The 25,368-nt window shown below is 66.9% G+C and carries 22 protein-coding genes, 1 tRNA gene and 2 pseudogenes; 17 read left to right on the top strand and 8 right to left on the bottom strand.

The window, feature by feature from the left end:
• The 12 genes from murD to B4U45_RS02670 all read left to right on the top strand — a co-directional run bounded on the left by murD (position 1) and on the right by B4U45_RS02670 (position 12,414).
• Positions 1 to 1,443 carry a UDP-N-acetylmuramoyl-L-alanine--D-glutamate ligase gene (gene murD / locus B4U45_RS02725; RefSeq protein WP_075549092.1) on the top strand — a complete coding sequence of 481 codons (1,443 nt, stop codon included), beginning with the start codon at positions 1 to 3 and terminating at the stop codon, positions 1,441 to 1,443.
• A 5-nt stretch (positions 1,444 to 1,448) separates the two neighbouring features.
• On the top strand, positions 1,449 to 3,167 hold the full coding sequence (gene ftsW / locus B4U45_RS02720; RefSeq protein WP_083155596.1) for a putative lipid II flippase FtsW: 1,719 nt from the start codon (positions 1,449 to 1,451) through the stop codon (positions 3,165 to 3,167).
• Positions 3,164 to 4,375, top strand: coding sequence for an undecaprenyldiphospho-muramoylpentapeptide beta-N-acetylglucosaminyltransferase (gene murG / locus B4U45_RS02715; RefSeq protein ID WP_219859310.1), 1,212 nt, complete (start codon positions 3,164 to 3,166; stop codon positions 4,373 to 4,375). The genes ftsW and murG overlap by 4 nt, the downstream gene beginning before the upstream one ends.
• Entirely contained in the window at positions 4,372 to 5,838 is a 1,467-nt protein-coding gene (gene murC, locus B4U45_RS02710) for a UDP-N-acetylmuramate--L-alanine ligase (RefSeq protein ID WP_075549095.1), read from the top strand. The genes murG and murC overlap by 4 nt, the downstream gene beginning before the upstream one ends.
• The gene (locus B4U45_RS02705) at positions 5,835 to 6,791 is read left to right on the top strand and encodes a cell division protein FtsQ/DivIB (protein WP_075549096.1); all 957 of its coding nucleotides are present in this window, start codon (positions 5,835 to 5,837) and stop codon (positions 6,789 to 6,791) included. The genes murC and B4U45_RS02705 overlap by 4 nt, the downstream gene beginning before the upstream one ends.
• A 202-nt stretch (positions 6,792 to 6,993) precedes the next feature.
• Positions 6,994 to 8,136: a cell division protein FtsZ gene (ftsZ, locus tag B4U45_RS02700; protein ID WP_075549112.1), complete on the top strand. Its 1,143-nt coding sequence runs from the start codon at positions 6,994 to 6,996 to the stop codon at positions 8,134 to 8,136.
• A gap of 91 nt (positions 8,137 to 8,227) precedes the next feature.
• Entirely contained in the window at positions 8,228 to 8,944 is a 717-nt protein-coding gene (pgeF, locus tag B4U45_RS02695; protein ID WP_183155014.1) for a peptidoglycan editing factor PgeF, read from the top strand.
• A gap of 5 nt (positions 8,945 to 8,949) precedes the next feature.
• On the top strand, positions 8,950 to 9,726 hold the full coding sequence (locus B4U45_RS02690; protein WP_244899404.1) for a YggS family pyridoxal phosphate-dependent enzyme: 777 nt from the start codon (positions 8,950 to 8,952) through the stop codon (positions 9,724 to 9,726).
• Between the two features lie 65 nt (positions 9,727 to 9,791).
• A complete protein-coding gene (locus B4U45_RS02685) occupies positions 9,792 to 10,469 on the top strand; it encodes a cell division protein SepF (RefSeq protein ID WP_075549098.1) in 678 nt (225 codons plus the stop codon).
• A gap of 187 nt (positions 10,470 to 10,656) precedes the next feature.
• Positions 10,657 to 10,947, top strand: a complete 291-nt coding sequence (locus tag B4U45_RS02680; protein ID WP_023364806.1) for a YggT family protein — start codon at positions 10,657 to 10,659, stop codon at positions 10,945 to 10,947.
• Between the two features lie 254 nt (positions 10,948 to 11,201).
• Complete coding sequence (wag31, locus tag B4U45_RS02675) at positions 11,202 to 11,981, top strand: DivIVA-like cell division protein Wag31 (protein ID WP_075549099.1); 780 nt, start codon at positions 11,202 to 11,204, stop codon at positions 11,979 to 11,981.
• Positions 11,982 to 12,069: 88 nt separating this feature from the next.
• Positions 12,070 to 12,414, top strand: a complete 345-nt coding sequence (locus B4U45_RS02670) for a DUF308 domain-containing protein (protein ID WP_075549100.1) — start codon at positions 12,070 to 12,072, stop codon at positions 12,412 to 12,414.
• A 150-nt stretch (positions 12,415 to 12,564) separates the two neighbouring features.
• Here B4U45_RS02670 and B4U45_RS02665 read toward each other — a convergent pair whose 3' ends face one another.
• The 5 genes and pseudogenes from B4U45_RS02665 to B4U45_RS02645 form a co-directional block, all read right to left on the bottom strand.
• Positions 12,565 to 12,999 (bottom strand): type II toxin-antitoxin system VapC family toxin, encoded by a 435-nt coding sequence (locus B4U45_RS02665; protein WP_075549101.1) that lies wholly within the window; start codon positions 12,997 to 12,999, stop codon positions 12,565 to 12,567.
• Positions 13,000 to 13,002: 3 nt separating this feature from the next.
• Positions 13,003 to 13,308 (bottom strand): annotated as a pseudogene (locus B4U45_RS02660) (type II toxin-antitoxin system Phd/YefM family antitoxin); the annotation flags it as partial.
• A gap of 176 nt (positions 13,309 to 13,484) precedes the next feature.
• The gene (locus B4U45_RS02655; RefSeq protein WP_083155604.1) at positions 13,485 to 14,639 is read right to left on the bottom strand and encodes a hypothetical protein; all 1,155 of its coding nucleotides are present in this window, start codon (positions 14,637 to 14,639) and stop codon (positions 13,485 to 13,487) included.
• A gap of 35 nt (positions 14,640 to 14,674) precedes the next feature.
• Positions 14,675 to 15,241, bottom strand: coding sequence for a DUF6088 family protein (locus B4U45_RS02650; RefSeq protein ID WP_131808355.1), 567 nt, complete (start codon positions 15,239 to 15,241; stop codon positions 14,675 to 14,677).
• 498 nt (positions 15,242 to 15,739) lie between these two features.
• Positions 15,740 to 15,825, bottom strand: a tRNA-Leu gene (locus tag B4U45_RS02645).
• Positions 15,826 to 15,951: 126 nt separating this feature from the next.
• On the opposite strand from B4U45_RS02645, the gene B4U45_RS02640 reads away from it, so the two are divergent.
• The 4 genes and pseudogenes from B4U45_RS02640 to B4U45_RS02620 all read left to right on the top strand — a co-directional run bounded on the left by B4U45_RS02640 (position 15,952) and on the right by B4U45_RS02620 (position 19,759).
• The gene (locus B4U45_RS02640; protein WP_075549104.1) at positions 15,952 to 17,304 is read left to right on the top strand and encodes a M20/M25/M40 family metallo-hydrolase; all 1,353 of its coding nucleotides are present in this window, start codon (positions 15,952 to 15,954) and stop codon (positions 17,302 to 17,304) included.
• 34 nt (positions 17,305 to 17,338) lie between these two features.
• The gene (locus B4U45_RS02635; RefSeq protein WP_075549105.1) at positions 17,339 to 17,869 is read left to right on the top strand and encodes a YbhB/YbcL family Raf kinase inhibitor-like protein; all 531 of its coding nucleotides are present in this window, start codon (positions 17,339 to 17,341) and stop codon (positions 17,867 to 17,869) included.
• Positions 17,870 to 17,983: 114 nt separating this feature from the next.
• Positions 17,984 to 18,970, top strand: a pseudogene (locus tag B4U45_RS02630) (PE family protein); the annotation flags it as partial.
• Positions 18,971 to 19,114: 144 nt separating this feature from the next.
• Positions 19,115 to 19,759 carry an alpha/beta hydrolase family protein gene (locus B4U45_RS02620; RefSeq protein ID WP_219859308.1) on the top strand — a complete coding sequence of 215 codons (645 nt, stop codon included), beginning with the start codon at positions 19,115 to 19,117 and terminating at the stop codon, positions 19,757 to 19,759.
• On the opposite strand, the gene B4U45_RS02615 is transcribed toward B4U45_RS02620, so the two are convergent.
• Complete coding sequence (locus tag B4U45_RS02615; RefSeq protein ID WP_075549108.1) at positions 19,729 to 20,136, bottom strand: hypothetical protein; 408 nt, start codon at positions 20,134 to 20,136, stop codon at positions 19,729 to 19,731. The genes B4U45_RS02620 and B4U45_RS02615 overlap by 31 nt on opposite strands.
• Positions 20,137 to 20,678: 542 nt before the next feature.
• On the opposite strand from B4U45_RS02615, the gene B4U45_RS02610 reads away from it, so the two are divergent.
• A complete protein-coding gene (locus tag B4U45_RS02610) occupies positions 20,679 to 21,326 on the top strand; it encodes a response regulator transcription factor (RefSeq protein ID WP_082275610.1) in 648 nt (215 codons plus the stop codon).
• A gap of 78 nt (positions 21,327 to 21,404) precedes the next feature.
• Here B4U45_RS02610 and B4U45_RS02605 read toward each other — a convergent pair whose 3' ends face one another.
• Together B4U45_RS02605 and B4U45_RS02600 are read right to left on the bottom strand one after the other, a co-directional pair.
• Complete coding sequence (locus B4U45_RS02605; protein ID WP_075549110.1) at positions 21,405 to 22,655, bottom strand: sensor histidine kinase; 1,251 nt, start codon at positions 22,653 to 22,655, stop codon at positions 21,405 to 21,407.
• A gap of 118 nt (positions 22,656 to 22,773) precedes the next feature.
• On the bottom strand, positions 22,774 to 25,368 hold a 2,595-nt coding region (locus B4U45_RS02600; RefSeq protein ID WP_423734683.1), incomplete at its 5' end, for a beta strand repeat-containing protein.

Raw genomic sequence — 25,368 nt, 5'->3', positions numbered from 1 at the left:
GTGCTTGACCCCCTGGTGCCGGGCGCCGCGGTGCTGATCGCCGGTGGCCGGGTGACCGGCCGCGCCGTGCTGGCGGCGCTGACCCGCTTCGGTGCGACGCCCACGGTGTGTGACGACGATCCGGTCATGCTGCAGCCTTATGCCGACGACGGTGTGGCGACCGTGGAGCCGTCGGTGGCGGTATCGCAGATCGCCGAGTATGCGTTGGTGGTCACCAGCCCCGGGTTCCAGCCGACGACGCCGGTGCTGGCCGCGGCCGCCGCCGCGGACGTTCCGATCTGGGGTGACGTGGAGCTGGCCTGGCGGCTGGACGTGGCGGGCCACTACGGGCCGCCGCGCCGCTGGCTGGTGGTGACCGGCACCAACGGCAAGACCACCACGACCTCGATGCTGCACGCCATGCTCATCGCGGCCGGCCGCCGCAGCGTGCTGTGCGGAAACATCGGCAGCCCCGTGCTGGAGGTGCTCGACCAGCCGGCCGATGTGCTGGCCGTCGAGTTGTCGAGTTTTCAGCTGTACTGGGCGCCGTCGCTGCGGCCGGAGGCCGGCGTGGTGCTCAACATCGCCGAAGACCACCTGGATTGGCATGGCACCATGGCCGCCTACACCGAGGCCAAGGCTCGGGTGCTGACCGGCCGGGTGGCGGTGGTCGGGCTGGATGATCCCCGGGCGACGGCGCTGCTGGACACCTCGCCGGCGCAGGTGCGGGCCGGTTTCCGGCTCGGTGAGCCCGCGGCGGGGGAGCTGGGCGTGTGCGGCGGCTACCTGGTTGACCGCGCCTTCGCCGCCGATCTGCCGCTGCTGCCGGTCGGCGTCATCCCGGTCCCGGGCCCGGTCGGCGTGCTCGACGCGCTGGCCGCGGCCGCGTTGGCCCGCTCTGTCGGGGCGTCGGCCGAGGCGATCGCTGACGCGGTCGCGTCGTTTCAGGTCGGGCGCCACCGCTCGGAAGTGGTCGCGGTCGTCGACGGCGTCACCTACGTCGACGACTCCAAGGCCACCAACCCACACGCCGCGCAGGCGTCGGTGCTGGCCTACCCGCGGGTGGTCTGGCTTGCCGGTGGGCTGCTCAAGGGCGCATCCGTGGATGCCGAGGTGGCGATCATGGCATCGAGGCTGGTCGGAGCGGTGCTCTTCGGCCGAGACCGGGCGGCGGTTGCCGAGGCGTTATCACGACACGCGCCGGATGTTCCCGTCGTCCAGGTTGTGACAGGCGAGGATGCTGATATGGCTGTGGCTTCTGATACTGATGTGACAAAAGTTGACGATTCCGTCGAACCGCTCGGCGCGCAGGTGATGACCGCCGCGGTGGCCGCGGCCAAAAAGATGGCCAAACCCGGTGACACGGTGCTGCTGGCACCGGCCGGTGCATCGTTTGACCAGTTCAACGGTTACGCCGACCGGGGCGACGCGTTCGCGGCCGCGGTACGCGCCGCGGTCCGGTAGGCGGCGTGCGCAGCGCATTCACCCGGCTGATGCGCCGGGGCAAGGCCGCCAATAATGCCGACAGTGCCGACAGGGCCGACACCACCGACAGTGCCACGGCCGACGGGCCGGCCGAGCAGGAGGAAACGGCCCAGGCTGACCAGCAGCTCGACGCTACGGCTTCGCCCGACGAGCAGCCGGGTCGGCAGACCGGCGAGAAGTCGCGGGCCAAGCCCGAGGAGGCCGGCCCGCGCACCCGGTTCGGCGTCTGGCTGGGCCGGCCCATGACCTCGTTTCACCTGATCATCGCCGTCGCCGCGCTGCTCACCACGCTCGGCCTGATCATGGTGCTCTCGGCCTCCGGCGTGCGGTCCTATGACGACGACGGGTCGGCATGGGTGATCTTCGGCAAGCAGGTGTTGTGGACCGTCGTCGGTCTCATCGGCTGCTACGTCGGGCTACGCATGTCGGTGCAGTTCCTGCGCCGCATCGCGTTCTCCGCCTTCGCGTTCACCATCGTGTTGTTGGTGCTGGTGCTGATTCCGGGAATCGGCAAGGAAGCCAACGGTTCCCGCGGCTGGTTCGTGGTGGCGGGCTTTTCCATGCAGCCGTCGGAGCTGACCAAGATGGCGTTCGCGGTCTGGGGTGCGCATCTGCTGGCGGCCCGGCGGATGGAGCGGGCGTCGCTGCGGGAAATGCTGATTCCGCTGGTGCCGGCCGCGGTCGTGGCACTGGCGTTGATCGTGGCGCAGCCCGACCTGGGACAGACGGTGTCGATGGGCATCATCCTGCTCGGGCTGCTGTGGTACGCGGGGTTGCCGCTGCGCGTTTTCGCCAGTTCACTGGCAGCGGTCGTCATCTCCGCGGCGATCCTGGCGATGACCGCGGGTTACCGGTCCGACCGGGTGCGGTCTTGGCTCGATCCCGACAACGACCCGATGGACTCGGGCTACCAGGCCCGGCAGGCCAAGTTCGCGCTGGCTCACGGGGGAATTTTCGGCGACGGCCTGGGCCAGGGTGTGGCCAAGTGGAACTATCTGCCCAACGCTCACAACGACTTCATTTTCGCGATCATCGGGGAGGAACTCGGCTTCATCGGCGCGCTCGGGCTGCTGGGATTGTTCGGGCTGTTTGCCTATACCGGGATGCGGATCGCTCGCCGGTCGGCCGACCCGTTTCTGCGGCTGTTGACCGCCACCGTCACGTTGTGGGTGCTGGGACAGGCGTTCATCAACATCGGTTACGTGATCGGGCTGCTGCCGGTCACCGGGCTGCAGTTGCCGCTGATCTCGGCCGGTGGCACCTCCACGGCCACCACCTTGTCGATGATCGGCGTCATCGCCAACGCGGCGCGGCATGAACCCGAGGCGGTGGCCGCGCTGCGCGCGGGTCGCGACGATACAGTGAACCGACTGCTGCGGCTGCCGCTACCCAAGCCTTACGCGCCGACCCGCCTCGAGGCGTTTCGCGACCGCAAGCGCGCACACCAGCAACCGCCCAAACAGGCGGCCAAACAGCCGGCCGCCCGAAAGGCGGTCAAGGCTGCCCGCAAACCCGGGGAGCCCGCGCGACCGGCGTTGCCGCGCCGGGCCGATCGGCCGGTTCGCCGGTCCGCGGGTACCGCGCGCGCGCCGGGGCGGGGGCACCAGCCGGTTGCGGGGGAGCATCATAGAGCGGGTCAGCGGTACGCCGGCCAGCGTCAGGCAGGGCGGGTTCGGGCATTGGAAGGTCAGCGTTACGGGTGAACGACTCGGTCAGGGAGCCGGCCGGTGGGCAGAAGGTGACCGACTACGGTCCATCGCTGTCGATCGTGCTCGCCGGCGGCGGCACCGCCGGCCATGTGGAGCCCGCGATGGCCGTCGCCGATGCGCTCAGCGCCCTGGAGCCCGATGCCCGGATCACCGCGCTGGGCACCCTGCGCGGGCTGGAGACGACGTTGGTGCCCGCCCGCGGCTATCACCTGGAGCTGATCACCCCGGTGCCGTTGCCGCGCAAACCCAGTGGCGACCTCGCCCGGCTGCCGCCGCGGGTGTGGCGTGCCGTCGCCGAGACCCGGGCGGTGCTCGACGCGATCGACGCCGACGTCGTGGTCGGTTTCGGCGGGTATGTCGCGCTGCCTGCCTACCTGGCCGCGCGGGGTTTCCCCGGCATACTCAGGCGCAGTCGCCGCATCCCGGTGGTGATCCACGAGGCCAATGCCAGGGCCGGGTTGGCCAACCGGGTGGGTGCCCGCACCGCCGACCGGGTGTTGGCGGCGGTGCCCGATTGCGGGCTGCGCAACGCCGAGGTGGTCGGGGTTCCGGTCAGGCAGGCCATCACCGCCCTGGACCGTGCGGCGCTGCGCGCCGAGGCCCGGGCGCACTTCGGCTTCGCCGACGACGCCCGGGTGCTGCTGGTGTTCGGCGGTTCGCAGGGTGCTGTCTCGCTCAACCGGGCGGTGTCCGCGGCCGCCGCCGACCTGGCCGCCGCGGGTGTTTCCGTCTTGCATGCCCACGGGCCCAAGAACGTCGTGGAGCTACGCCCCCCCGATGCCGCTGACCCGCCGTACGTCGCGGTGCCCTATCTGGACCGGATGGATCTGGCCTACGCCGCCGCCGACCTGGTGATCTGCCGATCCGGGGCGATGACGGTCGCCGAGGTGTCGGCCGTGGGGCTGCCGGCCATCTATGTGCCGCTGCCGATCGGCAACGGCGAGCAGCGGCTCAATGCGCTGCCGGTGGTCAACGCCGGCGGCGGGATGGTGGTCGCCGACGCCGACCTCACCCCGGCCCTGGTGGCTCGCGAAGTCGCCGGGCTGCTCACCGATCCGCCCCGGCTGGCGGCGATGACTGCCGCCGCCGCGCAGGTGGGACACCGTGACGCGGCCCGGCAGGTGGCGCAGGCGGCGCTGGAAACCGCGCGGTGGGCCCGGTCCGGCAGAGCTTCCAGGAGAGCCTCCAGGAGAGCCAAGTGAACACCGAGCAGTTGCCTCCCGAACTGCGGCGGGTCCACATGGTCGGCATCGGCGGAGCCGGCATGTCGGGCATCGCCCGCATCCTGCTCGACCGCGGCGGCCTGGTCTCGGGCTCGGACGCCAAGGAGTCACGCGGCCTGCACGCGCTGCGGGCGCGCGGCGCGCTGATCCGGATCGGGCACGACGCGGCGTCGCTGGACCTGCTGCCCGGCGGCGTCACCGCCGTCATCACCACCCGTGCCGCCATCCCCAAGACCAATCCGGAACTGGTCGAAGCCCGGCGCCGCGGCATCCCGGTACTGCTGCGACCGGTCGTGCTGGCCAAGCTGATGGCCGGCCGCACCACGCTGATGGTCACCGGAACGCACGGCAAGACCACCACGACGTCGATGCTGATCGTCGCGCTGCAGCACTGCGGGCGCGACCCGTCGTTCGCCGTGGGCGGTGAACTGGGCGAGGCCGGCACCAATGCCCATCACGGCAGTGGGGACTGCTTTGTCGCCGAAGCCGACGAAAGCGACGGTTCGCTGTTGGAGTACACCCCCGACGTCGTGGTGGTCACCAACATCGAGTCCGATCACCTGGACTTCTACGGCAGCACCGAGGCTTATGTCGGGGTGTTCGACTCCTTCGTGGAGCGGCTGGCGCCCGGAGGTGCGCTGGTGGTGTGCACCGACGATCCCGGCGCGGCCGCCCTGGCCGGACGCTCCGCCGAGCTGGGAATCCGGGTGTTGCGCTACGGGTCGGCCGAAACCGCCGGTGCGCCGTTGGCCGCGACATTGCTGTCCTGGGAACAGCGCGGCACCGAAGCCGTGGCGCATATCCGGTTGGCCGGCGAGCGGCACCCGCGGGTGATGCGGCTCTCGGTGCCCGGACGCCACATGGCGCTCAATGCGCTGGGTGCGCTGCTGGCGGCGATCGAAGTGGACGCCGCGATCGACGAGGTGCTCGACGGCCTGGCCGGTTTCGAGGGAGTGCGCCGTCGATTCGAGCTGGTCGGCACGGTGGGATCGATACGCGTTTTCGACGATTATGCCCACCACCCGACCGAGATCGGCGCCACGCTGGCTGCGGTGCGCTCGGTGGTCCAGCACGGGGGGGCCGGTCGGCTCCTGGTCGTTTTTCAGCCGCATTTGTACTCGCGCACCAAGGCTTTCGCCGCCGAGTTCGGTCGCGCCCTCAGCGCCGCCGACGCGGTATTCGTGCTCGATGTCTACGGCGCCCGCGAACAACCGCTCGCCGGCGTCAGCGGGGCCAGCGTCGCCGAGCACGTGAGCGTACCGGTGCGCTACCTTCGGGATTTCTCGGCGGTGGCCGGCGAGGTTGCCGCCGCGGCGGGCCCGGGTGACGTCATCGTCACCATGGGTGCCGGAGACGTGACCCTGCTGGGTCCGGAGATCGTGTCCGCGCTGCGGGTGCAGGCCAATCGCGGCGCGCCCGGCCGGCCGGGGGTTCTGCAGTGACCCAACCCGACGAAGGCAGCCCGGTCGACGTGGTCGCCGGCGACGCGGCAGACGTCGGTGCCGAAGCGGTCACCGAGCCACTCACCACCGAGGCGTCCGAGGCGCCGGGCGCCCAGAAGTCGGCGGCCGAAGACGAATTCGAGGGCCCGCGCCGACGTGCCCGGCGCGAACGTGCCGAGCGCCGTGCCGCCCAGGCTCGTGCCATCGCCATCGAGCAAGCCAGGCGCGAGGCCAAACGACGAGCCCGCGGCCACGTCGTCAAAGAGCCCAAACCCGTTGCGCGCGGGGTTGTTCAGGGATTGAAGATGCTGCTGGCCACCGTGGTGTTACTCGTCGTCGGGGTAGGGCTGGCGCTGATCCTGTATTTCACGCCCGCGATGTCGGCCCGCAACATCGTCGTGGTCGGGGTCGGCACGGTGACCCGCGAGGAGGTTCTCGACGCCGCCCAGGTGCGTCCCGGGACGCCGTTGCTGCAGATCAACACCAGTCAGGTCGCCGACCGGGTGGCGGCGATCCGGCGGGTGGCCAGCGCCCGGGTGCAGCGGCAGTACCCGTCGGCGCTGCGGATCACCATCGTGGAGCGGATCCCGTTGGTGGTCAAGGACTTTCCCGACGGGCCGCACCTGTTCGACCGCGACGGCGTGGATTTCGCGACCGGTCCGCCGCCACCGGCGCTGCCGTATATCGACGTGGACAATCCGGGCCCGACGGATCCCGCCACCTTGGCCGCGTTGCAGGTGTTGACCGCGCTGCGTCCCGAGGTCGCAGGCCAGGTGGGCCGGATCGCGGCGCCCTCGGTGTCCTCGATCACCCTCACGCTGGCCGACGGGCGCGTGGTGATCTGGGGGACCACCGACCGCGCCGAGGAGAAGGCCGAGAAACTGGCGGCGTTGTTGACCCAGCCCGGGCGGACCTACGACGTGTCCAGCCCGGACCTGCCGACCGTGAAATGACGTAAGGCGCAGCAGCCGGCCCACAAAAAATTTGCGGGTGGCGCGTCGGCGCGCCTGCACGGTTAGCACCCGTCGTACCCATACGGTTCTGGTTACGCGGAAGTACTTGACATAACTCTAAATCTATGGTTGAGGTTGAGAGTTTTGCAAGCAGACACACCGCAGGAGGAACCAAGTTTCCCTTCAGGGAGGAAGACGAATGATGACCCCCCCGCATAACTACCTGGCCGTCATCAAAGTCGTGGGCATCGGCGGCGGCGGCGTCAACGCCGTCAACCGGATGATCGAGCAGGGACTCAAGGGCGTGGAGTTCATCGCGATCAACACCGACGCGCAGGCTTTGTTGATGAGCGATGCCGACGTCAAGCTCGACGTGGGCCGGGACTCGACCCGCGGGCTGGGCGCCGGCGCCGACCCGGAGGTGGGACGCAAGGCCGCCGAGGACGCCAAGGACGAGATCGAGGAGTTGCTCCGCGGAGCCGACATGGTGTTTGTCACCGCGGGTGAGGGCGGCGGCACCGGAACCGGTGGAGCGCCCGTCGTCGCCAGCATTGCCCGCAAACTGGGGGCGTTGACCGTCGGCGTCGTCACCCGGCCGTTCTCCTTCGAGGGCAAGCGGCGCAGCAACCAGGCCGAAAACGGCATCTCGGCACTGCGGGAGAGCTGCGACACCCTCATCGTGATTCCCAACGACCGGCTGTTGCAGATGGGCGATGCCGCGGTATCGCTGATGGACGCCTTCCGCAGCGCCGACGAGGTGCTGCTCAACGGTGTGCAGGGCATCACCGACCTGATCACCACGCCGGGTCTGATCAATGTCGACTTCGCCGACGTCAAGGGCATCATGTCCGGCGCCGGCACCGCGCTGATGGGCATCGGCTCGGCCCGCGGTGACGGCCGGTCACTGAAGGCCGCCGAGATTGCCATCAACTCGCCGCTGCTGGAAGCCTCGATGGAGGGCGCGCAGGGGGTGCTGATGTCGATCGCCGGCGGCAGCGACCTGGGCCTGTTCGAGATCAACGAGGCCGCCTCGCTGGTGCAGGACGCCGCTCACCCCGACGCCAACATCATCTTCGGCACGGTCATCGACGACTCACTCGGCGACGAGGTGCGGGTGACGGTGATCGCGGCGGGCTTCGAGGCCGGCGGGGCCAGCCGCAAGCCTGCTGGGGTGGCCGAGACGGGCGGCGCGCACCGCATCGAGTCGGCCAGGGCCGGCAAGCTCACCTCCACGCTGTTCGAGCCGGTCGACGCCGTCAGCGTGCCACTGCACACCAACGGGGCGACCCTGAGCATCGGCGGCGATGACGACGACGTCGATGTGCCACCCTTCATGCGCCGCTGAGGGTCTCGATTTGCTTGCCAGTGCGCGACAAACCGGCCGCGGCGCGACATTGGTGCAACCTGGCGAGCATCGGGCTTCGGATACTGGGAGGGTGAGCGTTCGCATCCGCCGGGTGACCACCACCCGGGCGGGCGGTGTGTCCAGGCCGCCATTCGACACCTTCAACCTCGGCGACCATGTCGGCGACGACCCGGCCGCCGTGGCTGCCAACCGGGCCCGGCTGGCCGCCGCCATCGGGCTGCCCGCCGAGCGGGTGGTGTGGATGAACCAGGTCCATGGTGACCGGATCGCGGTGGTCGACGAGCCGCAGAGCGCCGCCGTCGGCGGCAGAGCGGGAACCGACGGATTGGTGACCGGGACCCGTGGACTGGCGCTGGCGGTGCTGACGGCCGATTGCGTGCCGGTATTGCTGGCGGATGCGCGTGCCGGTGTCATCGCGGCGGTTCATGCCGGCCGGGTCGGTGCACAGCACGGGGTGGTGGCCCGCGCGGTCGAGGCGATGCTGGATCGGGGCGCGCGGGCCGGCGACATTTCGGCGCTACTGGGCCCGGCGGCCAGTGGCCGCAATTACGAAGTGCCCGCCGGCATGGCCGACGAGGTCGAGGCGACGTTGCCCGGCAGCCGCACCACCACGTCGGCCGGAACGCCCGCACTCGATCTTCGCGCCGGAATCGCTTGCCAGCTAAGAGGTTTGGGCATTACCTCAATCGATGTCGACCCCCGGTGCACGGTCGCAGACCCGACCTTGTTCAGCCATCGGCGCGGCGCCCCCACCGGGCGGCTGGCGTCTGTGGTGTGGATGGAATGACAGCGATGGTGGTGGATCTTCCGGAGCAATCAGACCGTCAATCGGAATTGACGCACGCGTTGGCCGCGGTGCGGTCCCGGCTCGCGGCCGCGGCCGAGGCGGCCGGTCGTAATGTCGGCGAAATTGAACTTCTGCCAATTACCAAATTCTTTCCAGCAACCGATGTTGTGATTTTGTGCCGATTGGGTTGCCGCGCCGTTGGCGAATCCCGCGAACAGGAAGCTGCGGCCAAGGCGGCCGAAGTGGCTCGGCTGTTGGCGGCGCCACCGAGGGCCGGGCTTGGCGGGATCCACTGGCACATGGGGGGGCGAATCCAGCGCAACAAAGTGCGTTCGCTGGCGCGGTGGGCGCATACCGCCCATTCGGTCGACAGCCCGCGGTTGGTGACGGCGTTGGATCGCGCGGTCACCGGGGCGCTGGCCGAACGCCGTCGCGACCGTCCGTTGCGGGTTTACGTTCAGGTCAGCCTCGACGGCGACGTATCACGAGGCGGTGTGGACATCACCGCGCCCGGAGCGGTGGATCAGATCTGTGCGCAAGTCGACGATGCGCCGGGCCTGGAACTGGTCGGTTTGATGGGCATCCCACCCCTGGACTGGGATCCGGACGAGGCGTTTGACCGGCTGCAATCCGAGCACAACAGGGTGCGCGAGTCGTTTCCCGGGGCGGTCGGGCTGTCCGCCGGCATGTCCGCTGATTTCGAAACTGCCGTCAAACATGGTTCGACGTGTGTGCGTGTCGGTACCGCGCTATTGGGTCCGCGGCGGTTACGGTCACCGTGAATAGTCACTGTAGTCACACCTTCATCACAGACAACAGGTAACCCAGGGCTAGAAGGGGTCAATCGATGAGCACACTGCACAAGGTCAAGGCCTACTTCGGTATGGCTCCGATGGAGGAATACGACGACGAGTATTACGACGACCGCGCTCCCTCACGCGGTTATTCCCGGCCCCGATTCGAAGACGATTACGGCCGTTATGAAGGACGCGACTACGAGGACCCCCGGGACCCTCGGGACCTCCGCCGCGATCTGCGTGGCGACTTGCGCGGCGAGCCGGCCGACTATCCGCCGCCCAGTAGCTATCGCGGCGGGTATCCCGACGAACCGCGATTCCCGCCCCGCGAGTTCGACCGCCCCGACATGGCACGGCCGCGTTTCGGCTCATGGTTGCGCAACTCCACTCGCGGCGCGCTGGCGATGGACCCGCGCCGGATGGCGATGATGTTCGAGGAAGGCCACCCGCTGTCCAAGATCACCACGCTGCGGCCGAAGGACTACGGTGAGGCGCGCACTATCGGCGAGCGGTTCCGCGACGGCACGCCCGTCATCATGGACCTGGTGTCGATGGACAACGCCGACGCCAAACGGCTCGTCGACTTCGCCGCCGGTTTGGCCTTCGCGTTGCGCGGCTCGTTCGACAAGGTCGCCACGAAGGTGTTCCTGCTGTCGCCCGCGGACGTCGACGTGACCCCGGAGGAGCGTCGCCGGATCGCCGAAACCGGTTTCTACGCTTACCAATAACCGCATCTGACGATGCACGGCCCGGCGGGTGGCAGCTGAGCCCGCCGGGCTGGTTGCGGCCCGGCCCGGCCGCCGGCGATTCGCACCACATGTGTGTCCGTCGGCCGAGTCGGTAGGCTTGCGCATGCCGGCCTCACGGACGGCACATTCACATCCTCTACATCCTCGTCGTAAGGTCGGGCTCTCGTTGGTGCTGTTTTTTCAGATCCTTGGGTTTGCGCTGTTCATCTTCTGGCTGCTGTTGATCGCGCGGGTCGTCGTCGAGTTCATCCGCTCGTTCAGCCGCGACTGGCGCCCGACCGGGTTGACGGTGGTGATCCTCGAGATCATCATGTCGATCACGGATCCACCGGTGAAGCTGCTGCGCCGGCTGATCCCGCAACTCACCATCGGCGCGGTGCGCTTCGACCTGTCCATCATGGTGCTGCTGCTGGTGGCGTTCATCGGGATGCAGCTGGCGTTCGGCGCCGCGGCCTGAGCCGTGCAGACATTGCCCGGGAATAGTTGGGCGACGGTTCGGCCACGATTCGGCGACAAGTTTGGGCGCGGGATTTTCAAATCTAAGAAATGTGATTTATTTGCCTCAGAGATTGAAATTGGCCCTTATTTATTAGTCCAATCGGCAACCGCCGAGTCTGGTGTGACAGGATGGACGGTAGTTGCACGACGGCTACCGCTCCGTTCTACACTTTCCAGATCGTTTGACCGTCCAGGAACTCGAGGGGACAAACAATGCCGCTTACACCTGCCGACGTCCACAATGTGGCGTTCAGTAAGCCGCCTATCGGCAAGCGCGGGTACAACGAAGATGAGGTTGACGCCTTCCTTGACCTGGTGGAAAACGAACTGACCCGGCTCATCGAAGAGAATTCCGACCTGCGCCAGCGGATCGCCGAGCTGGACGCGGAGCTGGCCGCCGGCGGCGCCGGTACCGGCGTGACCGCCGCGCCCACCCAGGCGATGCCGGTCTACGAGCCCGAACCCGAGCCGGTCAGGCCGGCTCCGTCGGGAACCAACGAGGAGCAGGCCCTCAAGGCGGCCCGGGTGCTGAGCCTGGCTCAGGACACCGCCGACCGCCTCACCGCCACCGCCAAGGCGGAGTCGGACAAGATGCTGGCCGATGCCCGCGCCAACGCCGAGCAGATCGTCAGCGAGGCCCGGCACACCGCCGAGACCACCGTCGCCGACGCCCGGCAGCGCGCCGACGCGATGCTTGCGGATGCCCAGGCCCGATCCGAGGCCCAGCTGCGGCAGGCCCAGGAGAAGGCCGACGCCCTGCAGGCCGACGCCGAACGCAAGCATTCCGAGATCATGGGGACGATCAATCAGCAGCGCACCGTTCTGGAAGGCAGGCTTGAGCAGCTGCGCACGTTCGAGCGCGAGTACCGCACCCGTCTCAAGACCTACCTGGAATCCCAGCTCGAGGAACTCGGTCAGCGTGGCTCGGCGGCACCGGTCGATTCCAGCGCCGATGCCGGCGGTTTCGACCAATTCAACCGGGGTAACAACTAGCTCGACACGGGCCGCACTCGCCGGGCTGCAAGGCCGGTGCTGCGAGCTTGGTACGTTTAGTTGCTGCTCGCCGGCTGAAGGATGACCCATGCTGATCATTGCCCTGGTTTTGGCCCTGATTGGGCTCGTTGCGCTGGTGTTCGCCGTGGTCACCAGCAACGTGCTGGTGGCGTGGGTGTGCATCGGCGCCAGCGTGCTGGGCGTGATACTGCTGATCGTCGACGCCATCAGGGAACGTCAGCACCGGGACGCGGGCAGCCAAGACCAGGACGAAGCCGACGAAGAGCCCGCCGCACACCCCGAAGACGAGCCGGCCGTCGACTACCCGGATGACGAGTCCGGCGCCAACGAGTCGTTCGACGACGCCGAATCCGAGGCAACCGAGGAATCGACGGTGTCCGCCGACCGTGGCGGTGACGAAAACACCCGCTGAGAGCGGCCTGCGGTGCTCGTCGCTGGGATGCGGTCGAATGCGACTCGTCACACTGCGTCCGAGGGGGGACTTGGCCACCTGCGACACGGGTCCTGACCTGGCGAATCGGTACCTGATCGTCGTCCCCCACTCTGATATCGAGCGGTGGGGCTAGGGGTCGAGTTGGGCGGGGGCGACTCGACACCCGGCGGCTTGGGCTCCGGTGTGCAGGCGTCGGTCCCACACGGCGACGATCAGGCCGGGTTCACCGACAGCCAACGCGCTGGCCAGATGAACAGCGTCGGCTCCGCGCAAGGCATGGGCTCGGGCGAGGCGGCCGGCGTGCTGTTCAACCGTCGCGGTGAGTTCGACTGGGCGGGTGGCGGCCCAGAAGTCCTCCCAGTCACGCTCGGCTTCGGCGAGCTCGGATTCGGTTAGGTCGTGATTGCGGGCTGCTGCGGCGAGTGCGGCGCGGACTTCGGGGTAGGCCAGGCGGCTGGACAATGCGGCGTCGCAGCCGTCCCATAGCGCGGACGCCAGCGAGCTCCCTGTCTCGGTGGTGAGAAGTTTGACGAAGGCGCTGGCGTCGAAGTAGACGAGCGGCACCGGTCAGCGCCGCTGGTCGCTGACACGGTCAGACACCGGCCGCCGCGGTCGGGGTCCGGACCGTCCCGCAGCGACGGGCCGCTGAGCGGTGGCCTTGCCAATCACGCCTTCGGCCGTGAGGCGCTCCAAGGTGCCAGCGCTGTCCAGCGCAGCGAGTCGCGCGACCGGAATCCCGCGGTCGGTGATGACGACCTCAGCACCGGCCCGAGCTCGATCGAGCCAATCGCTGAGGTGCGCGCGCAACTCGGTCACGGATACCTCCACACCGTGAACTGTACACTCACTGAACCGTGATTTGTACGTGTCACTACTGAGTGCGGAATTGCGGACGACCGCCTGGCGAGATGAATCTCTTGTGGCCGGATGCCGGTGTGAGATCCCGACGTAGGGCAGAACTAGAACATCAAGGCGATGCCAACCGGCACCAGCAAATATAGAAACCCGCGCCAACCGAGGCTCGGAGCAGGTTTTCTATCAGGCGGTTCTCACTGCTCGACCTCCCCAGCGGCCTCGTCCACGTCGGGAATGGGGCGCATCATCACCTGTCCCGGCTCGAGCTCGCCGTCGTAGGACACGCCGATCGCTTCGGTGAGAGGCTCTAGTTCAGATTCGCTGTCTTCGATCCGGACGAACCGTCCGCGGAAGAAGAGTGCCTCTTTTCCGACAGTGAGCGTGTCGTCGCCGAGCGTCAATTTGGTGGACTTGATGGTGATGAACTCGTAGACCTTGTCCATCTCGCGCTCGACCGGCGGCGCGTCGGGCTGGTGTTTGACCGTGAAGTCGCCGGAGAGCTTGCCGGTGACGGACTCGCCGGAGACCAGCTTGGCGACCTCGCGGATGCGCATGGCCTGATCGAAGTCCATCTCTTTGGGCATCTTCAGCAGCACCGAGACGTGCTCCTGGATCGTCGCGAGATTCTCGCAGACGGCTGCCCATTTGCTCGCGTCTCGGTCTCGGTCGGTCTGCAGAGTTGCCACCACACCGAAGTTCGGTGGACCGTACGGAACGCCGAATGCAAGTCGGTTCGGAGACTTCCACCCAGCCAGGACTTTCAGCCCGTCGACGAATTCTGCCGGCCGGTGACCCGACAAGTCGTATTCGGTGTGCAGGGTCATCTCACCCTCGAGATTGCCGGACTTCATACGCATCTCGAGGGTGAAAATCCCGGACTTCTCAACGAAGACACTCCGTACTCCGGCCTGGCCGACGGTGAGGTCCGTTCGTCGGATTGTGGTGCATGCAATCACGGAGTCGGAATCGGGCGCGATGATGGCAAGTAGCAACTCGGCTGGCTCGTCGTGGTCGGCGAGGGCGTCCGGCGGCGACAGCACCGCCAGGCTGGCGGCACCGAGATCACCACCGAGGCCGCCGGGCAAATCAAGGGAACCGCTCACTGTGCCCGAGGGCATGCGGATCGGCGCACCGTAGTCGACAAATCGCTCGAATTGCTGACGAAGCTCGTCGTCCTCAGCGGGGATCGCGATCGTGAACTGACCTTTGATCGGCCTCTCCCGCAAGGCTTCTAGCGACAGAGCGATGATCTTGAACGTGATCCAGACCGAGTCCTGCCGCACGGCGTACACCGCGACTAGACCAGGTTCGTGCTCCGACGGCTCGTCGGACGGCGGGCTGTCCGACACCGTGAAGTCGTACCTGTAGAACGGATCACAAGCGTTCAGCGACGCATGAATTCCCGCATTTCTCCGGCCACCGCCTTGCCGAGGGCGCGCAGTCGCACCGCTTTGGCTGTGGTCAGTTCGTTGACCTTGCGGGCAAGGGTCGTCATGCCACCGTCGACGAAGTGCTCGGGCGAACGGAGAACCTCCAGGACGGCGATCTCCTTCTCGTTGAGTGCCGCCCTGGCCGGATTGCTGCGCACGTGCAGCACGACACCAGGAACAGGGGGGTCGGCCTTGCGCAACGCCGACGCTTCGAACTTGGCGGGCACCTGGGTCGTGAGCCCTTGACTGCGCGCCGCGGAATAGCCCGCGGGGCCAAAGCCGGAGTTGGGTGCACGAAAGATCTCCCGGACGACCGCTTCGACGCGGGGCTTGACCGGTCCGTAGCGGCTGGCTCCGGGCACCTTGAAATAGAGTCCACGCCGTATGCGGACCAAGTCTCCGCTCTGCACGGCGCGCGACGCCGCTTTACGGGCGGCTTCATTGCTGCCAGGTAGGTCTGAGACGTGCACAAATGACCGCGGCGCGGCGCGTCGAATCTCCATCGCTGGTGTGCTGGTCATGGCTGACATCTTTCAGATTTTGGCGGGAACGTGACATTCATTCAACAAACCCGCAGTTCAGGGCAATGCTTACGATCCCGGGATTCACGAGTGGCGCGTGACTCGGGCCTGCGTCGACCGCAGTGCGCCGACCAACCCGGACGCCGGTCGTATCCAGAACATGCCGCCCCTGATGGGTGGTGAGTACGCGGCGTTCGCTGGCATCGCGGCGGGTGGGTTGTGCGAAAGCGTTGAGACGCAGAGTAGTTGTTGTTACCGCTGGCTACGGGGCCATATGAGGTCTTCACATTCGAGGACGGTACGTGGAGCCTGGGAAATATCTTCGACGCCCGAACCGGCAGGCGGTAGACGCGGGTAGGGCTTTGGCAGTGGGACGAGCGGTGACCAAATCCGTGGTCATGTGTCGGTGAACCACTATCGCCAATCGGCATGAGCAAACACAAAAATCCACTTCAGACGAGTTACAGCAAATTTTCTATCTATGTAGCTAACAATTTGTGTCCGAGGGGGGACTTGAACCCCCACGCCCATTAGTAGGGCACTAGCACCTCAAGCTAGCGCGTCTGCCATTCCGCCACTCGGACAAAACCACTCGCATGGGTTGGCAGCTAAGGCTATCCGATCGGCTCGCGTCAGCCCAACCGGGCTCGCGGGACACCGGTGGATCAGGATGGACCGACCACCTCAGAGGCGACCGGGAGTGGCCGACAGTGGTAGGAAAGGTGACTGTGACAGGTGCGGGCGATGACGTTGCCGAGGTTGTCAGCAGGTTGATCCGATTCGATACCACCAACACCGGGGACCCGGAAACCACCAAAGGCGAGGCCGAGTGCGCTCACTGGGTGGCCGAGCAACTCGCCGAGGTCGGCTACCAGCCGGAATATGTGGAATCCGGTGCGCCCGGGCGCGGCAACGTGTTCGCCCGGCTGGCCGGCCCCAAGGGTCAAGTCGGTTCCCGGGGAGCGTTGCTCATCCACGGGCATCTGGACGTGGTGCCGGCCGAACCTGCCGATTGGAGCGTGCACCCGTTTTCCGGCGCGATCGAAGACGGCTATGTGTGGGGCCGCGGCGCGGTCGATATGAAAGACATGGTCGGCATGATGATCGTGGTCGCCCGCCATTTGCGGCGCGCCGGCATCGTGCCGGCGCGGGAGTTGGTGTTCGCCTTCGTGGCCGACGAGGAGCACGGCGGCAAATACGGCGCGCAGTGGTTGGTCGACAACCGGCCCGATCTGTTCGACGGCATCACGGAGGCGATCGGAGAAGTCGGCGGCTTCTCCTTGACCGTGCCGGGCCGCGACGGCGGCGACCGCCGCCTGTATCTGATCGAGACCGCCGAGAAGGGCATCCAATGGATGCGCCTGACGGCGCGCGGCCGCGCCGGGCACGGCTCGATGGTGCACGACCAGAACGCGGTCACCGCCGTCGCGGAAGCGGTCGCCCGGCTGGGCCGTCACCAGTTTCCGCTGGTGTGCACCGACACCGTGGCCGAGTTTCTGGCCGCCGTCAGCGAGGAGACCGGCCTGAGCTTCGACACCGATTCGCCGGACCTGGATGGGGCCATCGATAAGCTCGGCCCGATGGCCCGCATGCTCAAGGCGGTGCTGCACGACACCGCGAACCCCACCATGCTCAAGGCCGGATACAAGGCCAACGTCGTCCCCGCGACCGCGGAGGCGGTGGTGGACTGCCGGGTACTACCCGGCCGGCAGGCGGCTTTCGAAGCCGAGGTGGACGAGTTGATCGGCCCCGAGGTCACCCGCGAGTGGATCCGGGACCTGCCGTCGTATGAGACCAGCTTCGACGGCGATCTGGTCGATGCCATGAACACCGCGGTGCTGGCCGTCGATCCCGACGGCCGCATAGTGCCTTACATGCTGTCCGGCGGCACCGACGCAAAAGCATTCGCGCGCATGGGGATTCGCTGCTTCGGCTTCAGCCCGCTGCGGTTGCCGCCCGATCTGGATTTCACCTCGTTGTTCCACGGTGTCGATGAGCGGGTACCCATCGATGCGCTGAAGTTCGGCACCGAGGTGCTGACACATTTCCTGACCCACTGCTGATGTTCCGTGAGCCGACTATCCGAAAGGACCGAGCATGACAACACCGCCCGACCCGTATGCCGCACTCCCCGAGCTGCCGCCTTTCAGCCTGACCTCGGATTCGGTGAGCAACGGCCAGCCGCTGCGCAGCGCGCAGGTCAGCGGGATCATGGGCGCGGGCGGACAGGACGCCAGTCCGCAATTGAGCTGGTCGGGCTTTCCGGAGCAGACCCGTAGCTTCGCGGTCACCGTCTACGATCCCGACGCCCCGACGCTGTCCGGGTTCTGGCACTGGGCGGTGGCCAACCTGCCCGCCGAGGTGACCGAGCTGCCCGAAGGCGCCGGCGACGGCCGCGAGCTGCCGGGCGGCGCACTGACGCTGGTCAACGATGCCGGTATGCGCCGCTATGTCGGCGCCGCACCGCCACCCGGGCATGGTGTGCACCGGTACTACGTTGCGGTGCATGCGGTGGACGTCCAGAAATTGGATCTGAGCGAAGACGCCAGCCCGGCCTTCCTCGGTTTCAACCTGTTCCAGCACGCGATCGCCCGCGCCGTCATCTACGGGACCTACGAGCAGAGGTAAGCCTCGGAACCTGGGAAACCACAGGGGTTTCCGCGATTTCGACTGACGGCTCTTCGTGACGGTGGGTACCCTTCATGGGTTCGCGCATCGGCCTCATCACGCAAAAAAGCGTCCATGAATTATGTGGTAGCAACACCGGAATTCTTCACGGCGGCTGCCCAGACCTGACAAGCGTCGGATCGGCGATCAGCGAAGCCACCGCGGCGGCCGCGGCTCCGACAATCAACGTGGTGGCCGCGGCTTCCGATGAGGTGTCGGCGGCCATCGCGGCACTGTTCGGCGAACACGCGCAGCGGTATCAGGCATTGATCGCCCAGGCGGCGCAGTTTCACGCACAATTCGTCACCGCTTTGATCGCCGGCGGCGGAGCCTATGCCCAAGCGGAGGCGGCCAACGTTGCGCAGTCTGTGCTCGATCTGATCAACGCGCGCACCCGGGCGTTAGTGGGGCGTCCGCTGATTGGCAACGGCGCCAACGGAATCCCTGGCACTGGGCAAACGGCGGCGACGGCGGCATCTTGGTCGGCAATGGGGGGGCCGGCGGTCCCGGAGGAGCCGCCATCGGTGCCGGCGGTGCCGGTGGAGCCGCCATCGGTGCCGGCGGTGCCGGTGGGCCGGGCGGAATGGGTGGATTGTTCAGCCCGGGCGGAGCGTTGTTCGGCGACGGCGGGGCCGGCGGCGGCGGCGGCTCCAGTTCGGGTTCGGGAGGGGATGGGGGCAAAGGCGGCAGTGGCGCCCTGCCTTCGGCAGCGGCGGTCACGGCGGCACGGGCGGGACTGGCGCCAGGGTCGGAAGCTTCGCGGGCGGTGATGGCGGAGCCGGCGGTTCCGCGGGCGTGTTGTACGGCTCCGGCGGTTCCGGTGGTGGCGGCGGCGGCAATGGCGGCACCTCTACCAACGCTGCCGGCGGTGACGGCGGCGCCGGCGGAACTAGCGGCCGGCTCGCCGGCTCCGGTGGGGCTGGCGGGGCGGGAAACTTCGGCGGCGCAACCGGCGGGGTCGGCGTCGGCGAAGGCGCCGCGATTGGGCTCCTCGGTAGCGGCGGCGCTGGCGGAGCGGGCGGCGCCGGCGGGCTGCTGTTGGGGCCAGGTGGTACCGACGGGTTGTGATGTTGCCGGCGATACCACCGCAGAGCGAGCAGCACCGCGAAACCGCCACCTTTAAGCGTCCTGGCCCGCCAGGTCAGAGGACTGATCGATATCGGGGATCAACCAGTCCGGCCCGGCGGTTGGCTCCGAATCAATGCTGTGCGGCCACCTCGTTCCCCCGTTCGGGCCTGCGTTCTCGTCCTGCCAGGCGGTAAGGTGCGCAGCGACGACACGTCCCGGTGGTGGCAGCTGGCCAACCTCAGGATGGTGTTCATTGCCGGCACGCTGCGACGTCGGCTGGGGCGCGACGTTTTGGTGCGACGTGTTCAATACCGCCGCCGCGGGTGGAATAGTCCGGGCTTGGATGCGGTCCGCGATGCCGAGGAAGCTCTCGGCCAGCTGTGCCGCCGCTTCGTTCCCCAACACATTGTGCTGGTGGGTCATTCGATGGGTGGCCGCGTCGCCGCACACCTGGCCGGCCGAGGTGACATCGGGGCAGTCGTGGCACTGGCGCCGTGGTGGACGGAAAGCGACGGAGACCGGATCCCGGTCCGGACCCGGCTATTGGTCCTGCACGGCACCGCCGACACCTGGACCGACCCGCGCAGTTCGCGTACCCAGACGTGTCGGGCTCGCCGGCGCGGGGTGGACGCCATGTGGGTGGGCGTCGAAGGCGCGGGCCATTACATGGTGCGGCGGTGGAGCGGATGGCACCAGCGCAGCACGGATTTCGTTGTCGAATATTTGGCGGCTCCAGTGGGCTCTTCGGTGGGCTACAGCCCAGGCAGGCAGGAGGGCAAGTAGCACGGGCTGTCCGGAGGCTGGGCTCTCCGGAGGATGTTGGCCAGCTTGATAACCGCCATGCCCAGCATCGCCTGCACCTGCGGCTGTTGCTCTGCGGGAAGACCCCGCGTTTCTTTATCCACGATGGTTACCTGCTGTTGGAGTTGTGCTAAACGCTGTTGTCGCGCCTCCGGGGTGATGTTGTCCCAGCTGTCGTCCAGGTCGGAGATTTGCTGCAGCAGATCTTGTACCTCCGACCTAAGGTCGGATCCGAGGTTGGGCTGCAACGGGTAGACGCGGACCGGCAATGGGTGAGCGGTCACCTCGGCATGCGCGGGGCTGGCTGTCAGCAGCGTGCCGGCCAGCAGGCCAGCCACCGCGATCGTGATGATTTTCATGGCGGTTCGTTTCCCGGGGGTGGCGGCGTTGTCGTGGCGATGACACACCGACCGCACAGCTACCGATCCCAACGTGCGGGTACTGCCCGGCTGCGCAGGATCATCGCCTCAGGAAGCGACCCGGCACCGGATCGGCATGGTTCACATCTCCGACAGTTGTGGTGGACCGCATGATGACACGGTCCGGCGCCGCGCGAATCCTGGTGTACGTCAAAGAACTTCATTGGCCTGCAATGGAGCGCCGGTTTGCCGGGCACTGCGGGACGTTGCCGCCGCGGGTGTGCCCCAGGGTCGTCCCCGGTATGTCGGCGCGTGCCGAGATTCCGCCGGTACTGACCGGGCGGTCCTCGAACGAAACGGCACAACGTGGCGAGCGCCACCGCGGATATGCTGCGCAGTCACAACTGCGCGACCCGTATCGGCAAATCGTCACGCCAGGCCCGTCACCGGAGACACAATGATGAGGCACCTTGTCCGTCCCCCGCGCGGAGTCCGTCCCTGCGCGGAACCACAGAACTTCGTTGAAGCGCTTGGAGCAGGCCGTGGCCGATTCCCATGACCGAGTCACCGTCGTCGTGGCCGACGACCACCCGGTAATGCGCCAGGGGGTGGTGCGGGCCCTTAGGTCCAGCGGGCGGGTGGAGGTCGTCGCCGAGGCGGCCGACGGTCGCGCGGCGCTGGACGCCATCCGCCGACTTCGGCCTGCGGTCGCACTTCTCGACTACAAGATGCCCGAACTGGACGGTCTTGAGGTGACCCACGCCGTCGCCCGTGACGGATTGCCCACCAGTGTGGTGCTGCTGAGCGCCTTTGATGACAGCCCCGTCGTCTATAAGGCTCTGGCCGAGGGCGCTTCGGGGTTTCTGACAAAGGAATCCGACAGCGACGAGATCGTCAACGCCGTGCTCAGATGTGCCGAAGGAGACTCGTACCTGCCGGCCGGGATAGCCGGGGGATTGGCCGGTGAGGTGAAACGGCGGGGCAAGGGAGCGACAACGTTACTGACCGAGCGCGAAGCCCAGGTGATCGCGATGATGGCCGATGGGCTGTCGGTTCCGCAGATCGCGTCACGACTCCATTTGGCGCGCAGCACGATCAAGACGCATGCGCACAGCCTGTACGAAAAACTTGGCGTGTCTGATCGGGGAGCGGCCGTAGCCGAGGCGATGCGGCGCCGATTGCTCGAATAGTTGCCGGACAGCCATAGCCTTGGACTGATCGCGGCGGTGCTCCCCAAAGCGGGCCTGCTGCGCGGTTTCGGCCGACGTTCAACACCGTTCCGGCTCACGATCGGTTCGGCGCGGCACCGTCGCCGAGGCGGTGGTTGGCGCTGGGTGCCGAAGCGGCACCGTCACTTGCAGGCGCGCGCCAACGGGTCCCTCGATGATGGTCAAGGTGCCGCCGGCGGCTTGGACCCGCGCCCGGTGCGAGGCAAGACCGATATGGCCCTGGGTAAGGCGACGCGCTGCGCCGTCACCGGTGAGGCCGATGCCGTCATCTGTCACGTCGATCCGAGCGGCGTCGCCGTCGATCGCCAGTTTCACCGTCGCCGATCTGGCCTGCGAATGACGGGCCACGTTGGATACCAATTCGCGGATCACCCCGAACAGGATCGGGTCGATCGCATTCGGCTGCGGATAATCGATGTCCGTTGTGATCGCAATGCCAGACCGGGCCGCTGCGACGGCGACGAGCTTCTCTACCGCAGCCGCCAGGCCGACTTGGTCGAGTAGTGCCGGGTGTAGCTCGAAGGTCGCCTCGCGCAGCAGACGGGAAGCGTCCTGCAGGCTAGCCAGTGCCTGGTCGAGGGGTGCATCCGGGGACCGCTTGAGGAATCCGGCAATATCGCGACGGGCCGCAAGCACGTCTTGCAACGGTCCGTCATGGATGAACTCGGATATCTGCCGCCGCTCGGCCTGCGATGCGGTCATGGTCTCGGCAAGCAGCTCTTCGCGCGAGGTCGTGAGTTCGGCCAGTTCGTCGATATTGCGCAACCGGAAAATCACCACCAATAGCGCTGTGCCGCAAATGAATCCATACATCAGCACGATCACTGCCGTCTCCCGTGGACCAACCCGGCTCATGATCACGGGGTCTTGAAGGACCGATGCGGTGAAGACCGCGAAGGCGCAGGCCAGCACCATACCGGCGCGCCGCAGCGACAACTCGACGGCTACCAGGCGCGGCAGCAGCGCCATCACCAACAGGGGAATATATCCGCCGGGTGAGAGCAGTTTGAAACCGAACACCGCGGCGACATCCGTCAGCGCGAGTGTCAACAGCGCCCGGTCGTCGTTGAGCAGTTGACTTGTGCCGGCATAGGTCAGCAGCAGCGCGCCGACGGTCACGAATGCATAGACGCCCAGCAGCACGGCCTGCGCCGGCAATCGAGCCGGCTCGGTGAGGGTCAGCATTGCGCTGAACATGATGACGGCGACGCCGACGCGCAAAATGGACCCGCCCTGCAATGAGCGCAACCGTTGTTTGCGGAGGACCTGCTCGATATCCGTGCTGTTCATCGGTGACCTGGGCTCAATCGTTGGGGCCGTCAGCGTTTACCTTATTGTCGGGTGCTGCTAATCGGGTAGCGTCCATTCCGCGAATGCGCTTTCTCGAGAGCGGCCCAGCCGACCGCAGCTACGGCACGAAGACGTCGTTGAAGACTCCCGAGAGGTTGGTGCCAACGTTTCCGATACCCGAGTCGAAGGCCGCCTGTGTCAGATCCACGGTGCTCGTGTTGAAGGAGCCCGAAATGGTGTTGCCCAAGTTCGCGAAGCCCGATTCCAGCCCGCCGTAGTTGAGGTAGCCCGAGTTTCCGGTTCCGCCGGCGTTGCCCAGGCCCGACGAGTTCGCGACGGCGTTTGCCAGCCCCGACACGGCCCCGGGTGCGGAATTGAAGAGGCCCGAGGCGCCGCCCCCGCCGGAGTTGAAGAAGCCCGACGACGGGTCGGTGGTCGAATTGAAGAATCCAGGGCTTTGCTGGTAAGTGAATCCGAAGGTGTAGGGACCTAGGGTTCCGCTGCCGGGCAGATCAAATGTTTGAGCAATGGTTTCGGCTACCGTGGTGGGCGCGAGCAGGGTGTACGGACCGAGTGCCCAGCCGCCGACGCTGCCGTCGTACAAGGTTGTTGTGATGGTGGTGCAGTACCCCAGGAAGCAGATGGTCTGTTGTAGTTGGACCTTTATGGGGATGCTGGAAATGTGGAATAATTCCAGGGTAATTTCATTGACGTTGCCGCTAATAGGTATCTCGATGGGGGCATTCACGTCGTAGTGCCAGGGGATTTCGGGAATGGTCGACGAGTACGAAATGGTAATCAGGCCCTGGTAATCGCCCCGCCACAAGAAGCCGTTGCTGTAGTTGCCCGAAATGAACGCGCCGGTGTCGACGTTGCCCGAGTTCGCAACGCCGGTGTTGGAGTTGCCGGTGTTGGCCAGGCCGGTGTTGGCGTCGCCCGGGTTGAACAGGCCGGTGTTGGTGTTGCCGGGGTTGAAGCTGCCGGTGTTGGTGTTGCCGGTGTTGTAGCTGCCGGTGTTGTAGCTGCCGGTGTTGGCGATGCCGGTGTTGGCCAGGCCGGCGTTGAAGGCGCCGGTGTTGGTGTTGCCGGCGTTGGCCAGGCCGGTGTTGTGGTTGCCGGAGTTGGCGATGCCCCAGTTGCCGTCACCGGAGTTGGCGATGCCGATGTTGTCGGTGCCGGAGTTGAACAGGCCGGTGTTGCCGCTGCCGGAGTTCAGCGCGCCGAATCCGGTCTGGCCGTCGCCGGTGAGCCCGATGCCGATGTTGCCGTTGCCGGTGTTGCCGAAGCCGATGTTGCCGTCGCCGGTGTTGCCCGCGCCGACGTTGTGGCTGCCGGTGTTGCCGAAGCCGACGTTGCGGACCGCCGCGGTCAACGACGGGCCAGTGTTGGCGAACCCGATATTGCCGTTGCCGATATTGCCGCTGCCGAGGTTGGTGCCGCCGAGGTTGCCGCTGCCGACGTTGAGGTCGCCGATATTTCCGCTGCCCAGGTTGTAGTCGCCGATGTTGGCGCTGCCCAGGTTGACGTCGCCGATGTTGGCGAAGCCCACGTTCCCGGCGCCAATGTTCGCCAGGCCCGCGTTGAAGGCCGTCGCAGTGGGGCCGTCACGAAGCACGCCGGCGAGGTCGGTGCCGATGCTGGCGATACCGGAGACATTGGCCGGCGACGTGAGGCCGACGGTGCCGGTGTTGTACAGACCCGAGATGGTGTTGCCGAAGTTGGCCAGGCCCGACTGCAGTGACCCGTAGTTCAGATAGCCCGAGTTTCCCGCGACTGCGTTCGAGACGTTCCATAGGCCGGAATTGTTGGCGCCGAAATTGGCGAAACCCGATGCGCTGCCGGCTCCGGCGTTGAAGAAGCCCGACGACGGGCTGGTGGTCGCGGTGCCGAACCCGGGCGCCGCCGGGACGTCGACGATCGGGATGCTGATGGGGCCCAGACCGCCGGTGCCACTGATGTTGATCACCGTCGAGCCGTCAGGGTTACCCACGTTGATTGCCACCGCGGGCTGTTCGCCGAAGGAAATGACGATGGGGTCGCCGGTCTGCGCACCGTAGACACTGGCGGGGCCGATGGAGCCGATGACTTTGCCGCCGATGCCGTCGTCCAAGCCGCTGAAGGAGATCTTGGGAATGGTGACGGGATTGATCTCGATGTCGGTGATGCTGATGGTGATCGGTATGTCGACGGGTATCGCGACATTGAAGAATGCGGGGATCTCGGGAACGGTGATCGCGTAGTAAGCGCCGATCAGGCCCTGGCTGTCGCCGCGCCACCACCAGCCGTTGTCCATGTTGCCGGTGTTGAAGGCGCCGGTGTTGATGTTGCCGGTGTTGGCTAAGCCGGTGTTGTAGCTGCCGAGGTTGAATAGGCCGGTGTTGGTGTTGCCGGGGTTGAAGCTGCCGGTGTTGGTGTTGCCGGTGTTGTAGCTGCCGGTGTTGTAGTTGCCGGTGTTGGCGATGCCGGTGTTGGCCAGGCCGGTGTTGAAGGCGCCGGTGTTGGTGTTGCCGGCGTTGGCCAGGCCGGTGTTGTGGTTGCCGGAGTTGGCGATGCCCCAGTTGCCGTCACCGGAGTTGGCGATGCCGATGTTGTCGGTGCCGGAGTTGAACAGGCCGATGTTGCCGCTGCCGGAGTTCAGCGCGCCGAATCCGGTCTGGCCGTCGCCGGTGAGCCCGATGCCGATGTTGCCGTTGCCGGTGTTGCCGAAGCCGAT

Origin of the sequence: Mycobacterium persicum (assembly GCF_002086915.1) — a bacterium.
Taxonomy (GTDB): domain Bacteria; phylum Actinomycetota; class Actinomycetes; order Mycobacteriales; family Mycobacteriaceae; genus Mycobacterium; species Mycobacterium persicum.
The sequence above is the reverse complement of the archived record's forward strand: the minus strand, read 5'-3'. Positions and strand labels throughout refer to the sequence as shown.